The following is a 14,817-nucleotide window of genomic DNA, read 5'->3' as shown; positions in this document are numbered from 1 at the left end:
TCATGTCTCCATGTCATGCAGCGGCAAGCGCATCGTTACTATGGTGCCTGCAGCGGTCGTCGCCACGCCGAACGTTCCGCCCAGGCTTTCCACCCGGTCCCGCATACCGGCCAAACCAATACGGCTACTGGAACTCGGCTGTGAAATCCCTGGTCCCGCGTCGCCGACCCGGACCTCGATCACATCATCATGTCGCGCGATGTCGACCCATTGGCCCGCACCGGCCGCGTGTTTGTAACCGTTGTTGAGAGCTTCCTGAATAAAGCGGTAAATGCAGATCTTGGCTGCGACCGGTAGAACCGCCACTGTCGCGCTGTTGCGCAGTTCGACCGACTTGCCCGTGCGCGCGCCATAACTGTTGAGCAATTCCTCCAACATGTCCTCAAGACTGGCCGACTCGATGTGCGGCAGCACGAGACCGCTGCATATGGTGCGGATCTCGGTCATTGCCTCATCCAGACTGGTCTTGATCACGCTGACCTCTTTCTCGCGGCGTTCCGTGGAGGTGGCGGGATCGGACAACAGGCCGCTATCGATCCTGAGCGCGGCAAAGGCGACAAGTTGCGCCGGGCCATCGTGGAGGTCGGCGCCGAGATTGCGAAGGTAACTCTCGTTGAGGGCGGTCGTGGCGGCAGCCGCGCGTTGGATCCGGGATTTCAGCGCATCGTTTTGGCTGAGAAGCTGTGTGAGGTCCGCGACACGAGATTTAAGTTCGATACTTTGACGGTCGATGGTCCGGCTGCCGCGAAATACGATGGCTGACAGCGTGAGAAAGAACGCAAGTGTCACCGCCGCCACCGCGCTCCAGCTCCGCCAGCGAGCCACGGCCAGATCCACTTTCAACCCCTCTGCGACTTCGTAGAATTCCGTGACGGCGACGACTTCGCCGGACCAGGGCTGAAGCAGCGGGCTATAGATTTCGAGCAGCGGAAGGCCTGACTCCCGTTCTGCCTTGCTCTCGATATCATCGACTTCGTCGAATTCCGCGACGAGTTCTCCGCCGAGCGCCTTCTGCAAATCCGCGCTCGGGGTGAATTGTTCGCCGATCTGGAGCGGATCGCTCGAATAGAGGATCCGGCCGTCACGAGACCATAGCCGGAAGGCCTTGAGCCGTTCACCCAATGGACCCTGTGCCAGGGTTTCATCCAACGCGCGGCTGCTTGTCTCATCGAGAATTTCACTGCTTGCCATATCCGGGAGGAGGGGGGCGATGATGCTGTCGACGTAGAGAGCCGTCGAAGCGGCGGCGTTGCGCGTAACTGCCTGCTCGATGAGATTGGTAACGAACAGCCCCACAAGCGCCATCGCCACAAGGGAAAATGCACTGCCGACGATGAAGAATTGACGGGCGAGAGTTTGACGACCCCAGACCGAAGAGCGCGCGGGCGCCCGCGTCGGATCTATACACGCGGGATCTGATGCATTCACGCGCGTAAGCACCCTCGGTCTCCTCGCCTCCTTGCGAAATCGTGCAACAAGCTGAACTCGCAAACGAGCGTAGCGGCCTTTAGTTCCATCGATAAATCGCCTGCCCTTCCCGGGGGGAAGGGCAGGCGGAGCGTATCAGTTCAGAACCTGAACAACGGTGTACGTGCTGGGATCGACGATGACCCTCTGCTGGTTCACCACGGCGTAGGCGTAGGTCGGATCCTCGGGGATCGGCGTCAGGACTACGGTCCTCGGCAAGGGCTTGCCGACTTCTACCACTTCCTTGACGACGACCGTGTCGGCCGGAACCGGCTGCCGCTCGACATAGGTGACAACCTTTTGCGGCGGCGGATTGAGTGCAGTACCCGCGATGGCGCCGACAACACCACCTACGGCGGCGCCCACGGGGCCGCCAACGACGGCGCCGGTCACGGCACCACCAGCAGCGCCGGTCACGGCAGCTTCATTGTCATCGGCCATAGCCGGCGATGTAAAGAGAGCGGCCGCGATGGCAGCCGAGGCAAGAAGATTGAGTTTCATTGTTCCACTCCTTTGGGTTGGACACGAAAGAAATCTGCCTGAGCAGGCAAGGTTCCGGCGCTGGACCAATGCCAACCCGTGTAGGGACAAAGGTCTGATCTGCGCGTCGGTCAGGAACCAGTTTCATGAAGCGTCGTTTCGGTAGCGCTACCTAACCGGCTGAAGTTGCTGCCGGAGACTGACGTGGTGGCCTATTTCAAACGCAGCGAAGCGCTGCACATTATTTCGGAGAAGAGCCATGAATCGGATCATCTACATCGTCGGTTTGATCGTCATCGTCATCGCAATCCTGTCGTTCCTCGGCCTGCGCTAAGCCGACGAAAGCTTGCCGGACCCGGCCTTACATGGAGGGACAATCATGAAAACGATGGCAGCCATGATCGCCGGCGTTCTGCTTTCGGTCGTTACATTTGCAGCAGGTGCGTTCGGTGCTCTTCTATACCTCTCCGCGCCTGAATCGACTTCGGTTGCAACGACTGCGGGCGTATCGGATCTGTGGACGGCCAATCCTACGGTCGTTGCACGGAACAACCAGCAACTGGAGCGCGTCGATGGCCGTCCGATATCGGTCGTCTTGCATACCGGGCCGGAGAGTGCAGGGCCCGATGCCGAGACTGCGAAAGTCGCAGCGAGCGACATTGCGGACGATGTTCTGACGGGATCGATCGCAGCAGGCGAAGACCAGCACGGTGCAGCATTACCCCGCGAACACGTCGAATGGTGCATGGCGCGGTATAGTTCATACCGAGCCGAGGATGGCACCTATCAACCCTACAACGGCAAGCGGAGGCATTGCATTTCGCCGTACATGACGGTTGAAAGCAATGTGTCCGAACCGGAAGCCGGCGCGGCTGAAGAGGTTCTTTTAAGCGCCCATCGCGCGCTCGGGAACCGTGGCCTCAACGGCGAGCAAGTCACCGCGGATCTGGACGATCATATTTCCAGGTGCAGCAAACGCTACAGGTCTTACCGCCCTGAAGACAATACATACCAGCCGTTCGACGGAGGTCCCCGGCGCCAGTGTCGGTAATGTCCCGCCCTCTGCGCGGTTTATGACGTTCTTGGGTGCTGGCGATCGGGTTTACTCGGGAATGTTCAAGGCTTGGTTCTCGTGAAACGCTGTTCGAGGACTTCGTTGCCCCACTGGGTTCCAAGCTGTTCCTCCGCGAGAACGAAGCCACGCGATTCGTATAGATATCGAGCGGTGTTGAGGCCGGCGAAGGTCCAGAGATGCGTCTGCTTGAAGCCATGCGCGTCCACAAAGGCCAAAGCTGCATCCAGGAGGCGCTTCCCGGCCCCCATCCCGCGAAGGGCGGGATCGACGATAAACCACCGGAGATGGGCGATATCCGGCCCGATATCCTCGCCGTCAATGGCGACCGAACCAAGGATCCGGCCATCACGCATTGCCGCCCATATCTGGTTTGTCGGCCTGTCCAGGCGGCCGCAAAACTCGGCCAAGCCGCTCGCGACGACGCTTTCGAAAGGCTGACCAAAGCCGTATGCCTGAGAATAGTAGAGCGCATGCAGCCCGGTTATCTCAGCGATGAGGCCGGCCCGATACCCATCCCGCACGTGGATACCCTCGGATCGGGCAGTGTCGTCCGGGGGCGACAGTGCGCGGGCGTAAAGCCGCATGCCGTCGAGAACAACTTGATCTTGCCCCGGTTCCAGACGGTCCAGCGCTCCGGCAACCTGCTCGCGGGCGAAGGCGTGGATGGCAGCGAGGCGTTTTCGTCCAGCCGATGTCAGTGAAAGAAGTTTGGTTCGACAATCCTCTTTGCCGGCAACCCATTGCACGTCGCCGGATTCGACGAGCTTGCGCAGCATTCTGCTGACGCTGGATTTTTCAAGGTGAAGAATTGCGGTCAGGTCGCGCGCCGTTGCCGTTCCCTTCTCGATTTCGATGAGAGCGTGGACTGCAGAGGGCGGGAGCTCCGTGCCAGCAAAGTCTCCGCCCATGAAGCCAAGCTGCCGGACAAGTTGGCGGGATGCTGCCCTGAGTGCATCGATTGTCGACTGAGATACGCCCGTCACCATGCGCAGACCTTATAAAGTTGTATCGTGCAACTTTATGTCCGCGCTTGTTTCCGGCGTCAAGAGGAGGCGTGGTTCGCACGCCCTCTCATCCGCCGAAATCGTGCTCACTAAGGAAGTTGATTCAGCGATGGGCCCAAGCGGCCACGCCTACGCTGACTTGCGAGCGGCAATCTGGAGATTTCTCGGGCAGATCCCGTATCGCTTACGAAAAGCCCGGCTGAAATAGGCCGGGTCGTCGAAACCGAAATCGAATGCGACCTGTGTGACGGACATGCTCCCGTTGCCCAACATAAGGGCGTCTTTTGCACCCTCCAGGCGGCGCTCTGAGAGGTAGCGCGAGAACGTGGTGCCGGTCCGCTGAAAAAGCTTCTGAATAGCGCGTGGTGAAACACCCTGTTGTCGGGCGACATCGGTAACTGAAAATGTGCTGTCCGCGAGGTTTGCTGCAATCGCCGTCTTGATTGCCGTCAGTCGGTCCGGACTGCCGGTCCGCTTCGTGTCGGCGGCAAGTTCAGCCACGAGTACGGGCAGCAACTGGTAGAAGTGGCGCACCATCATATCGGCGTGCCTGTCATTCTGCCGCTGTTGCTGCAGCATGTAGCCCGCGTAGGTTATCAACAGTTGCAACGGCAGGCAGCTTGCGGAAATCTGCTGCATGAGAATGGCGGAAAGCTGCATATCCGACGCATTCACGACGTGGCTTGGAAGATAAGCGCAGTCAAAACGCCCCCCGAGCGGCAACTCGATGGTAAGCGGCGCGTCCGCCATCGCGAAGATGACATCGCCTTCAGGGGCCTCGACCCGGTGCCGGCGCTGCTCGACGACAAGCGGCCCCTCCATCGCGCGCATGATCACGAGGCCCGATTCCGTAAGCCCGGTCGTCCAGAAGCGCACGGCGGTCGCCGGCAGGTAAAGTGTCGTCAGGGAAAGACCGAGCCTGGCGAAGAACAGGCCGGACGCTTTTTCGAAAATGGCATCGGACTCGACGTCGATATCGCCGAGCATTTCCCGCAGGACGAGCCGCCAGAGACCCTTGGGATACTCTGCACCTCTCGTTGCGCCGAACTTGAGTGGGGTGATCTGCCGGTTGCGATGCACTTCAGAAAAATCCGATTCCGTTCGTTTCTGTCCAAGTCATGTTCGCGACAATCTGCGCAATCCAGCCGAGACGCTTATAAACATGACTAAATTAATCTTGTTTGGCAATCGGCCTTGATCTGGTGCTTGTCAACGTCTCGGGGATGAACTCATGCGTTTGGAACTTCGGTTTGGTGTCTCTTTGGTGGCCATGGTTGCGGCGCTGCCGGCCTATGCGCAGGACGCGCTCGATAGGACACAAGCGACCGCACAGACCACCAGCCAGGGCGCGACCATGCTCGAGGCCGTCACGGTGACAGGCAGCCGCGCACCGCAGCAGATCTCCGAAACGGCAAAGACGATCCATGTGGTCGAGGCCGAGGAAATCCAGAGCCGCGCGCGATCCGGTGAGAATCTGCAGCAGATCCTCGCCCACGAGATACCGAGCTTCGACGCTGCGAGCTACGGTTCGCGTACGTCATACGGCCAGAACCTGCGCGGGCGTGCCGCACTCGTGCTGATCGACGGCGTCTCGTTGAATTCTGCGCGTGGGGTCAGCCGACAGTTCGACTCGATCGACCCATTCAATATCGAACGCGTAGAGGTGCTCAGCGGCGCCACATCCATCTATGGCGGAAATGCCACCGGCGGCATCATCAACATCATCACGAAGAAGGGCAAGACTGCAGAGGAGGGACTGCATGCAGAGGTGACGGCGGGTGCGCAGAGCGGATTTGCCGGCAGCGGCGATCTGGACAAGAACGCGGCCGCCGCAGTGACGTACAAGAGCGAGGACTGGGACGCGCGTTTTGCAGTTTCGGGCCTTGGAACGGGTACATTCTATGACGGCCGCGGCAATTTGCTGATGCCCGATATCACGCAGACCTCGACCGCCGACAACCGGAGCCTCGATCTGATGGGTTCGATCGGATATCAGATCGACGCCAACAGGCGCCTTGAAGTGACGGGACAGTTTTTCGACAGCCGTCAGGACTCCGAATACGGCGTTTACTTCGGGCCGTTCCTGGCCGCGCTTTCGGATCCCAGCCTCTTTGAAGCGCGCAGCGGCTACAGTTCCGATTTCAATCCCCGCACACGCCGCACGATGCTGAACGCGACCTACACGGATGACGATTTCCTGGGGCAGAGCCTGATGCTGCAGGCCTTCCACCGGTCGGAGAAGGTGCAATTCCATCCCTTCCCATCGTCCACCTATTTTTATGGCAGCTCGCAAGACACGGACTATTATGGCATCAAGGCTGCGCTCGTGGCCGAGCCGACGGATGGTCTGCGCATTACCTATGGTGTCGATGCCGACCGGGATTCCTTCTCCTCCCGTCAGAACATCTTCGACCTGATGACGGCGTTGACCTCGGGAGCGATGGACTTCGACACGATCGGCGTGACGGGGTTGTATCCTGCCCTCGATGTCAGCACCGTCGCGGGATTTGTGGAGGCCTCCTATGAGGTCAACGACGCGCTCACGGTGAATGGCGGCGTCCGCTACCAATATGTCGACACGAAGGTCGGCGACTTCATCGGCGCCCAGCAGCAGATCGCCATTCTCCAGGGTACGGCCACCTCCGCCGACGCCATTCCGGGCGGTTCGGTGAGCTACGACGCGGTCCTGCTCAATGCCGGTGCGACCTACAGCATTACGAACACGCAACAGGTCTACGCGAATTTCAGCCAAGGCTTTGAACTGCCCGATCCCGCCAAATACTACGGCTTCGGTGCATATTCGCTGGCGGGCGGCCATTATACGCTGACCAACAGCGTGAATGTTGCGCAATCGGCTCTCGAGGCCATCAAGACGAACTCCTTCGAGCTCGGTTATCGGCTGGACGAGGGCGATTATCGTTTCGATACGGTCGCCTTCTACTCTTTGTCGGATCGATCCATCACGCTGAACCGCACGACGCTCGCCGTTGAAATGCAGGACCAGGAGCGACGCGTCTATGGTATCGAAGGCAAGGTCGGCGTCGATCTCGCATACGGCTTCGAAATCGGGGCGCTTGGCCAGTGGGTCCGTACGCAGGTAAAGAGCGACGCAGGCTGGAGCAACGACAGCGTCGGATCGGCAAGCGTCTCCAAGCTCGGCGGCCATATCGGCTGGCGCGGCGAGGCGCTCAGCCTGCGCCTGCAGGGCCAGCATGTCTTCGACCTGACCGACAAGGACGATTACAAGATCGATGGCTACACGCTCTTCGACCTCGTCGGCGCCTACCGCTTCGAGGATACCGCGACGACCGTGAACTTCGGCGTCCATAATCTGTTCGACAAGGAATATACGACGATCTGGGGCTCCCGCGCCAAGGCGCTCTACGGTGCTTTGGCCAACGAGGCGATCTTCGATTACAAGGGCCGCGGTCGCACCTTCGCCGTATCGCTGACCAAGGCGTTCTAAAGTGTCGGTTCAAGAGCAAACACATGCGCAGCGGGGTCGGCTCTACGCCGTCCTCGGCGGCCTTTATCTCGCGCAGGGTATTCCGACCTACCTGCTGATCGTAGCTCTGCCGCCGCTCATGCGGGATGCCGGCGCGTCCCGAACGGCCATAGGTCTTTTTTCACTCCTGATGTTGCCGCTGGTGCTGAAGTTCCTGGCGGCCCCTTTCGTCGACCGCATTTCGCCGCTGGCGCGATTGGGGCATCGGCGCGGCTGGGTCATTCCGACCCAGCTCCTGGTTAGCGCCCTGATCGCATCGATGGCGTTCTTCGATCCGTCCCGGGCAGGGCCGCTTTTCGCCATTGGATTGGCGATCACGGTTCTTTCGTCTCTGCAGGATATCGCGACGGACGGATACGCGGTGCGTCATCTCGACGGCGCGACGCGTTCGGTCGGCAACGCCATTCAGGCGGGTGCGGTTGCCCTGGGCGTTGTGCTGGGCGGAACGATGGCACTCGTCCTGTTCGGCAGGATCGGCTGGACGATGACGATCCTCATCGTGGCAGCGCTATCGCTCCTGCCGCTTGCCGCAGCGGTGTGGATGCGGGAGACGCGAGAGCACCAGCAGGTGCTTTCCGGCAAGCCCGCAGCGACCCTGCGCGCTTTCTTTATGCGTCCCAATGCCTGGATCATTCTTGGATTTGCCCTGACCTACCGCGCGAGCGAGGGCCTTGTTCGGGGCATGGAAGGGCCGTTCCTTGTCGATATCGGCCTGCCGGTTGAATGGATCGGCTATCTCAGCGGCGGCACGGCGGCGACGGCGGGATTGGTCGGCGCCGTCATCAGTGCATTTCTCATTCGCAAGGCCGGTCTCAAAGCCGCGCTTGTGACACTCGGCGTGCTCCGAACGGTTTGTTTCCTCGTGTTCACGCTTTGCGCGGCCCATGTCTTGCCCGGTCCGATCGTCGCCATGAGCGCCTCGGCCTTCCAGTCATTGATCCGCTACATGGAACTCGTTGCCATCTATTCGCTCTTCATGAAGTCGTCTTCCAACGAGCAGCCCGGCACCGATTTCACCATTCTCACCTGTGCCGAACTCATCGTTTATCTCGTCGGGGCCTCCATCGCCGGCTTCCTCGCAGATCGCCTGGGTTATGCCATCCTGTTCGGCATTGCGACTTTCGTCTCCTTCGCCGGCATAGGACTTGCCTATCGGCAATTGGCGAAGCTCGATCAGCGTGAATTGCCGCTTCGGCAGGGCGAAAAGGCATGACGCGAGCCATGCAGACAACGGCCGATGTGCAATTGGCCAACCCCGATCTCTTCCTGACGGTCTTCCTGGACCATCTCGAGACACATGCTCAAGTCGAGCGCCAAGCTGATGGCGCTGACATCACGAGCGAGTATGGGCATGTGCGCCTTCGGCGGTCTCTAGCGGGCTTGTCCATCGAGGCGACCGCGTCAACGGCATCGGAACTCGCCGTCATAAGAACCTTCATTGCAGATCACGTGTTCGAGTTCGCTGCGGACGCACAGGTCGAATGGTCGGGTGAGGGCGCAACAGACACCGTTCCGGCCAATTTCCAGGAGGTTTGCGTCGAACGCACGGAAGCGGTCACGCCAAGAATGCGACGCGTCGTCTTTCGGGCTGGCCGGCTGCCAGCATTCCTGAACACGAACCACCATCATGTCCGGTTGCTTTTCCCGCCAGACGGAAAGGTGCCGCGCTGGCCGCGCCAATCGGCAAGTGGCCGCCTGACCTGGCCGGCCGGGGACGACACGCTTTCCAGCCGCGTTTACACGATACGGTGGGTTGATGAGAGGACATCCACCTTTGCCATCGATTTCGTGCTGCATCACGAAACGACATCCGGCCCAGGCGTTGCCTTCGCACACCGAGCGATACCGGGTGAGATAGCCGGCCTCATAGGTCCGGGCGGCGGTGGAACACCTCCCGGGGAAAAGCTGCTTCTGATCGGAGACGAAACGGCGCTGCCTGCGATCGCCCGCATAGCGGAATCGCTTGCCGGACAAGCGGAAGTAAAAGCTGTCGTCGAGGTCAGCGATATCGCCGAAACAGCCTATCTCTGTCCCGGGCCAGGTCTGCATATAGAGTGGTTACTGCGCAACGGACGTCAGGCCGGAAATCCCGCAATGATCCTTGATGCGGTGGAGACGCAGCTCGACGATAAAGCAAGCGGACTCAGCGTCTGGGCGGGATGCGAGCATGGCGTCGCCGCCGAACTTCGAGCGCGCCTGTCGGCGAGACTGCCACGTCTCGGCAAGACGTCGATCACGGCCTATTGGAGGCGGCCCGCCAACGGCACGCGTCAATAGCACTACCCGTTGCAAACCACCCTCAGCCTTGCTCGCGCGGGAAGGTTTCGACCAAGGTTTGCAGTCCGGCGTGCGTCTGATGATCGGGTTCAACAAGAGGAAACGCCATGACGATCACAACGCGCTCCGGTTTTGCGGCCATCGCCCTGTGCCTTTCGGTCTCCGCGCCGGCCTATGCAGGCTGGGAAACGACGCGATGGGGCATGTCGCCCAAGGAGGCGATCGCGGTGCTTGACGGTGCTGTCGAACATGCGCCGGCCAGCAACGAAATCTATGAGCAGGCGGATAAAAAATACGCGCCGCTTGTCAAGCTTTCCCGCGAGATAGAGGGTGTGCCGGGTCAGGTATCACTGTTGTTCGACACCGATGAAACGCTGCGCTTCGTCATGTTCAATCCCGCCGACGTCGCGGCGTGTGATGCGCTGGGGGCGGCGTTGGCGGAACGCTACGGCGCCGCCGACGCCGTGGGCGCGGGTGCGATCAGCATCTCGGACTGGGTCGACGGCGCGGAGGTGATCAAGCTGACGAAGGTCGGATCGTCCGTCTGCAACCTGTCCTACTCGGCGAACTGAGGCCGATGGCTTACTGCGTCCCGATGTTGAGAATGCCGGCCTTGCGCGTGAAATAGGACGACAAGATCTGCGCGTAGGCCGGGTTTCTTTCGATGCCCGGCTCGGCGAGCACCACCTTGACGGTGGCGGCGCAGAGCCCGTCGATGCCTTCAGCGGTCCCTGCTGTGATCTTGCCCTGTGCATTGTCGCCGGCCATCGTCGTCCATCTTTGGGCGATCATGTCGGCGGCCCTCTGGGCAATGGCGCAATCGGCATAAGCCAGAGAGATACCGATGGCCGGCGTTTCAAGCTGGATGTCGGTGATGATGCCGCCAAGATAGGGTGGGATGCCGGCGCCGAGTTCGGCGGCCTGCGCTTCGATCTTCTTGCGTGTTTCGGCGATGTCCGCGGACGGTGAAAGGACAAGCGACGGATCGATGCCCGTAATGCCGAAGGCGGGCGATATGACGACCGCCTGCACCACCCGACCGTCCGACACCGATGAATGCAGCCCTGCCAGAGCGGTTCCGATGATCGGATTGTCGCCCGCGCCGGGCTGGGTTCCCGCAGTGCTGACCGCATAGGCGGGCATGTTTGCCTGCACCACCGTGTTCTCCTTCACAGCGGCAAACTGCGCGGCGCCGATCATCGTGCGCCAGGGGTCGGCCGGATCGCGCTTCTGCGGATCGAACTTCATCGGCTCGCCGTTGCCGAAGACGCCGGCGCCGGCCGTTTCGAACCCGCGCTCCTGCAGGGCGTCAATCATGTTATCGGCAGCGGCTGCGTCGGAAAGCCCCCAGATCGTGACCGTCGCAGGCGGCCGGCCAAAGCCCACGAAATATCGCAGTTTGTCGATCGTCACCCCCGCCTTGGTTTCCCACTCTTTCCTCTCGGTTTGCGCGAGGCTTTCGAGGGGCGTGAGATCCGTACCGCGCACGAGACGAGAAAAGATTCGCGCCGCCGCATCGCTCTGCTGCAGCGCGTTCATGGCGTCTATGCCGACAAAATAGGCTTGGTCTGCGACCGGTTGCGCCAACACACTTGCGGGCATGCGGGTAAGGCCTTGCTGGAGCGCGTCCAGATTCTCTGAAAAGGCCGAGGATGTGGTTGCCAGCAATAGGCAGGCGGTGATGAGGCTGCGTCGCATGATGTCTCCTGCTACTTGTATTCCTGTTTGACGACGGTCATGCGTCCCATTTTAGTCTCGTCCCTGTATTTTTTCTTGATGGGACGGTTTTTCGTCGTTCGACCAAGAGTATGCACCTCGCCGGCGTCCTATCTGCGAGAACGAAAGGACCAGGATCATGAAACGACTGCTGATGTCCATCCTCCTCGCCGCTGCAATGCTGTCGCCAGCGCAGGCTCAACAGGATCTGGCAAAGTTGAGCAACGCCCAGATCGAGGCGAAGGCGACAGAAGTCCATCCTGCCGCGCTCTATGTTTTGGCGTCGCGGCTTCTGGCAGAAGGAAAGGGACAGGAGGCCGCCAACTGGATGTATGCCGGACAGCTGCGTTATCGTTTCCTGATCGAGGCGGCCGGCAGTGCGGCGGGGAACGAAAACGTGCTTTTCAGCGCGCTTACCGAGCAGGTCGGACGGCCCGTCAACGAGTATATCGCCGGTAATGTGGACGAATGGCTTGCCGCGATGGATTGGGCGCTTGAATGGGATGCCGCCAACGCAAACGGCGTGACATCGAAGAGCGAACATGCGGAAGCGCTGGCGAAAGTGCGCGACGGCCTCGCACAGTTTCGTGCAGAGGTCGAGGCTGATCGGGAAAACATTCCCCGTAAACGAGAGGCGAACGGCCTCGTAAACCGGTGAGGTCTCGGTCATGCGCCATGTTCTTTCCATCGTCGCCCTGGTGTTGCTAGCCGCCGCACCGGTCCAGTCGACCGACGTCGCTTCACCGAACGAGCGCCTGTTCGTCGGCAAGACCAACATCGTCTGCGTCAGGCAGCCATGTCCATGGCGCGGCATAGCGCCGGCGGATCGTTTGCCGGATGGACCAGCAGGCCTTCTGTGGTCGCAGCAGAGCCTCCCCGAACTCAGGGCCGACACGTTGGATGCGCGACGGATCATGGCGGCCTGGGAGGGAAACAGCTGCGTGCTCGTTCATGGTCGCATGGCCGGAAACGTGCTCCATGTCGAGCAGGTCATTGGAGATTGCCGATGATGATACGGCGCGTCCTCGCATCGTTCGTGTCTCTGCTTCTGGCGGCTCCCGTGCTTGCCGACGACGTGTCCGAATTCTACGCGGCCTTCGGCAAGGCTGTCAGCGGCGCTGTACAGGCCGAAGCCTATATGAGCGCCTGCGACAGACATGATCCGGCCAGCGGGGCGTCTCGGCGCGATGCGATGGCCGGTTGGGCCCATCGGGTTGATCTTGCCGGCTACAAGAGGCTCCTCAGGGCGGCCGGCGAAAAGATCCCAGGCCTCCTCAAGTCTATCGAAGACCAGTCGGGCCCAGTACGAAAGCAAATCGACGCCGCCGTCGCAGCAGACGCTTCGATCTGCTCGGACTTCCGTAATCAGCTGCGTCAGGACGCTTACGATATCGCGCGCCCGGTCCGCCATGCCCTGCGTTACGCCAAGGATTTCGGCATAGCGGTGGCGGCTGAAACGGCCGATTCAGCGAGCGCCGAGGTCGAGGTGGTGCCGCTGGTCGTGCTTTCCGCCCGATTGGCCGGGAAGATGGATGAAATCGGCTCCAGCGCAGGCGCCCGTGACGACCGCGACCTGCGCAATGCGCGCGAGGAGCATGCGTTGGCATGGCTGAAGCAGCGGCCCGCAACGGCCCTTTACGGCCGCGTGACGGGCAAATCTGAGATGCGTGAATGGCGGGATGATCAGCAATCGAGGTTTTCGGCCCACTGCCTGTCCTTTTCCGACGATGCGCAGGAAGCCAATATGGAGCGCGAAATCGGCCAGCAGCGTATCCTGGTGGGGGAGGTGCGCTGGGTGCGTGACGAGGCGGAAGGCGGGGTGTTGGGACTGCGCGACTGCCGTCTCTTCGTTCACGATGCCGCAAAAACCGTGCTCGCGTCCATTGATGACGATAGCGCAGGACTGATGTTACGGCCCCTCGAATTCGAGGAAGCCTTTGCAGGCCCGGGCAAAGGCATTTCCGTGGGCGATATCGACCGCGTGCTTTACGACGCGGAATTCGAAAACCGGCTCGATGGCTTCGGCAATGGCTATACGTCGCGACAGGAAGACATCTATGTGTTGCTTCGCGACGGTACGGCTTATCGCCATGAGTGGAACTTCGCCTTCACCGATCTCGACACCGCTCGCTCGCGTGCGCGCGAGCCTGGTCGCTGGTTTACGTGGCGGAAAAGCTGGGGGAGTATAAAGCTGAAGGCCGAGGACGGTGAGGAAATCGATCTTTCGAAGGCGCGGCGTCTCATGTCTGTGCCGGAAGGCCAGAGGCTCGACCAGACCTACTATTTCCTCAATGTCGGCATGGGCGGTAGTCGAAGCGATCGCCAATACGCCTTCAAAGCCGACGGGCAGGTGGTCCACCGTCGTGGTGGCTTCGTTGCCGGCAATTTTGGTACGCATTACATTACGGTCGTCGGCAAGGACGATGTGACTACGTCCAAGTACGCCTTCGATGGCTATACGCTGCTGATCGATGGTCCGGACGGGCAGGAACGTCATCTGGCGGCGGTCTTCGAGGGGGATGATCCGGCTCGTCCAGAGGAAATCATCATCGATGGTCAGGTGCACTGGCTGAAAGAATGAGAACGGCGATGCGGCGACCAAGGTCGCACGATATCGACACGTCTTATCAACAAACACGTTACGTTCCTCGAAAGGAGTGCCGCCGTGCCATCGATGCTGAAACGTCTCGCCATCCTTCTGTCGATTGTCCTGGTCTGGGCGCCGGCTCTCGCGCAAAGCGAAATTGTCGAAAGACTGGGGGTGCCGGGACCGATCACCTTCGAGGGGCAGACCTTCGAGCTCGCCTGGTCGTCCGCGCCCGGCGGCGGCTATTACAAACAGGAATACGTGCCCGCCGGGCAATCGGTGGAGACCTATACCGAGATGTTCCTTGTCGAGGCGGTGACCAGCCCGCTGCGGCCGATCGATGCAGCGAACGGCCAAGTGAAGCTCGTGCAGCAGCGCAAGGGCACCGATCCCGTCGCCAATTTCGATATTCGTCAGAATGAGCAAAGTGGCGAAGTGGTGCTGGATTTCCTGCTGAGCGATCTCAAGGCCAATCCGATCGTCGTGGAATGGAATGTATATCGCTACGTTCCGCGACCGGGTGGTGAGGGTGTCGTGCTCTACGCTCTTAGCCGTCGCGGATACGGCGATGTTGGAGCCAAGGCTCTGCTCGGACAGCTTAAGTCCATCCGCTCATCCACCGTTCTCGCGCTCGTCAACGCGAAGCTTCCTTCCGTGTCCATAAAGGATTGATGAGAGGCGGCATGCGAACCACTTCGCTTCCGAA

The 14,817-nt window shown here is 60.6% G+C and carries 14 protein-coding genes; 9 read left to right on the top strand and 5 right to left on the bottom strand.

The features are described from left to right. Both K6301_RS20105 and K6301_RS20100 read right to left on the bottom strand, forming a co-directional pair. Positions 1-1,440: a sensor histidine kinase gene (locus tag K6301_RS20105; protein ID WP_247222328.1), complete on the bottom strand. Its 1,440-nt coding sequence runs from the start codon at positions 1,438-1,440 to the stop codon at positions 1-3. A gap of 123 nt (positions 1,441-1,563) precedes the next feature. Next, positions 1,564-1,968, bottom strand: coding sequence for a DUF1236 domain-containing protein (locus tag K6301_RS20100; RefSeq protein ID WP_247222327.1), 405 nt, complete (start codon positions 1,966-1,968; stop codon positions 1,564-1,566). Between the two features lie 358 nt (positions 1,969-2,326). Between K6301_RS20100 and K6301_RS20095 the strand changes: the two genes are divergently transcribed. Then, positions 2,327-2,998, top strand: coding sequence for a BA14K family protein (locus tag K6301_RS20095; protein ID WP_247222326.1), 672 nt, complete (start codon positions 2,327-2,329; stop codon positions 2,996-2,998). Between the two features lie 65 nt (positions 2,999-3,063). Here K6301_RS20095 and K6301_RS20090 read toward each other — a convergent pair whose 3' ends face one another. Together K6301_RS20090 and K6301_RS20085 are read right to left on the bottom strand one after the other, a co-directional pair. After that, positions 3,064-4,008: a bifunctional helix-turn-helix transcriptional regulator/GNAT family N-acetyltransferase gene (locus K6301_RS20090; protein ID WP_247222325.1), complete on the bottom strand. Its 945-nt coding sequence runs from the start codon at positions 4,006-4,008 to the stop codon at positions 3,064-3,066. A gap of 147 nt (positions 4,009-4,155) precedes the next feature. Then, positions 4,156-5,106, bottom strand: a complete 951-nt coding sequence (locus tag K6301_RS20085) for a helix-turn-helix transcriptional regulator (RefSeq protein ID WP_247222324.1) — start codon at positions 5,104-5,106, stop codon at positions 4,156-4,158. 151 nt (positions 5,107-5,257) lie between these two features. Between K6301_RS20085 and rhtA the strand changes: the two genes are divergently transcribed. The 4 genes from rhtA to K6301_RS20065 all read left to right on the top strand — a co-directional run bounded on the left by rhtA (position 5,258) and on the right by K6301_RS20065 (position 10,380). Further along, on the top strand, positions 5,258-7,492 hold the full coding sequence (gene rhtA / locus K6301_RS20080) for a TonB-dependent siderophore receptor RhtA (RefSeq protein ID WP_247222323.1): 2,235 nt from the start codon (positions 5,258-5,260) through the stop codon (positions 7,490-7,492). 1 nt (position 7,493) lies between these two features. Further along, positions 7,494-8,744, top strand: coding sequence for a RhtX/FptX family siderophore transporter (locus tag K6301_RS20075; RefSeq protein ID WP_247222322.1), 1,251 nt, complete (start codon positions 7,494-7,496; stop codon positions 8,742-8,744). A gap of 8 nt (positions 8,745-8,752) precedes the next feature. Continuing rightward, entirely contained in the window at positions 8,753-9,808 is a 1,056-nt protein-coding gene (locus K6301_RS20070) for a siderophore-interacting protein (protein ID WP_247222321.1), read from the top strand. A gap of 107 nt (positions 9,809-9,915) precedes the next feature. After that, complete coding sequence (locus K6301_RS20065) at positions 9,916-10,380, top strand: hypothetical protein (RefSeq protein ID WP_247222319.1); 465 nt, start codon at positions 9,916-9,918, stop codon at positions 10,378-10,380. Between the two features lie 10 nt (positions 10,381-10,390). On the opposite strand, the gene K6301_RS20060 is transcribed toward K6301_RS20065, so the two are convergent. Continuing rightward, positions 10,391-11,506 (bottom strand): hypothetical protein, encoded by a 1,116-nt coding sequence (locus tag K6301_RS20060; RefSeq protein ID WP_247222318.1) that lies wholly within the window; start codon positions 11,504-11,506, stop codon positions 10,391-10,393. Positions 11,507-11,663: 157 nt separating this feature from the next. Here K6301_RS20060 and K6301_RS20055 point away from each other — a divergent pair, with 157 nt between their 5' ends. The 4 genes from K6301_RS20055 (at position 11,664) to K6301_RS20040 (ending at position 14,783) form a co-directional block, all read left to right on the top strand. Continuing rightward, positions 11,664-12,182 carry a hypothetical protein gene (locus tag K6301_RS20055; protein ID WP_247222317.1) on the top strand — a complete coding sequence of 173 codons (519 nt, stop codon included), beginning with the start codon at positions 11,664-11,666 and terminating at the stop codon, positions 12,180-12,182. A 10-nt stretch (positions 12,183-12,192) separates the two neighbouring features. Beyond that, complete coding sequence (locus tag K6301_RS20050; RefSeq protein WP_247222316.1) at positions 12,193-12,534, top strand: hypothetical protein; 342 nt, start codon at positions 12,193-12,195, stop codon at positions 12,532-12,534. Positions 12,535-12,584: 50 nt separating this feature from the next. Then, on the top strand, positions 12,585-14,105 hold the full coding sequence (locus K6301_RS20045; RefSeq protein ID WP_247222315.1) for a hypothetical protein: 1,521 nt from the start codon (positions 12,585-12,587) through the stop codon (positions 14,103-14,105). A 93-nt stretch (positions 14,106-14,198) separates the two neighbouring features. After that, on the top strand, positions 14,199-14,783 hold the full coding sequence (locus K6301_RS20040) for a hypothetical protein (protein WP_425475436.1): 585 nt from the start codon (positions 14,199-14,201) through the stop codon (positions 14,781-14,783). The last annotated feature ends 34 nt before the right edge of the window (positions 14,784-14,817 follow it).

Source organism: Shinella oryzae, assembly GCF_023038235.1.
GTDB classification, from domain to species: Bacteria; Pseudomonadota; Alphaproteobacteria; order Rhizobiales; family Rhizobiaceae; genus Shinella; species Shinella sumterensis.
Note: the sequence above shows the minus strand (reverse complement) of the source record. Positions and strands in the feature narration are given on the sequence as shown.

Bases quoted from the DNA above. Each gene is read 5' to 3' on its own strand.
- K6301_RS20100 (WP_247222327.1), bottom strand. From the start codon at position 1,968: ATGAAACTCAATCTTCTTGCCTCGGCTGCCATCGCGGCCGCTCTCTTT.
- K6301_RS20095 (WP_247222326.1), top strand. From the start codon at position 2,327: ATGAAAACGATGGCAGCCATGATCGCCGGCGTTCTGCTTTCGGTCGTT.
- K6301_RS20090 (WP_247222325.1), bottom strand. From the start codon at position 4,008: ATGGTGACGGGCGTATCTCAGTCGACAATCGATGCACTCAGGGCAGCA.
- rhtA (WP_247222323.1), top strand. From the start codon at position 5,258: ATGCGTTTGGAACTTCGGTTTGGTGTCTCTTTGGTGGCCATGGTTGCG.
- K6301_RS20070 (WP_247222321.1), top strand. From the start codon at position 8,753: ATGCAGACAACGGCCGATGTGCAATTGGCCAACCCCGATCTCTTCCTG.
- K6301_RS20065 (WP_247222319.1), top strand. From the start codon at position 9,916: ATGACGATCACAACGCGCTCCGGTTTTGCGGCCATCGCCCTGTGCCTT.
- K6301_RS20060 (WP_247222318.1), bottom strand. From the start codon at position 11,506: ATGCGACGCAGCCTCATCACCGCCTGCCTATTGCTGGCAACCACATCC.
- K6301_RS20055 (WP_247222317.1), top strand. From the start codon at position 11,664: ATGAAACGACTGCTGATGTCCATCCTCCTCGCCGCTGCAATGCTGTCG.
- K6301_RS20050 (WP_247222316.1), top strand. From the start codon at position 12,193: ATGCGCCATGTTCTTTCCATCGTCGCCCTGGTGTTGCTAGCCGCCGCA.
- K6301_RS20040 (WP_425475436.1), top strand. From the start codon at position 14,199: ATGCTGAAACGTCTCGCCATCCTTCTGTCGATTGTCCTGGTCTGGGCG.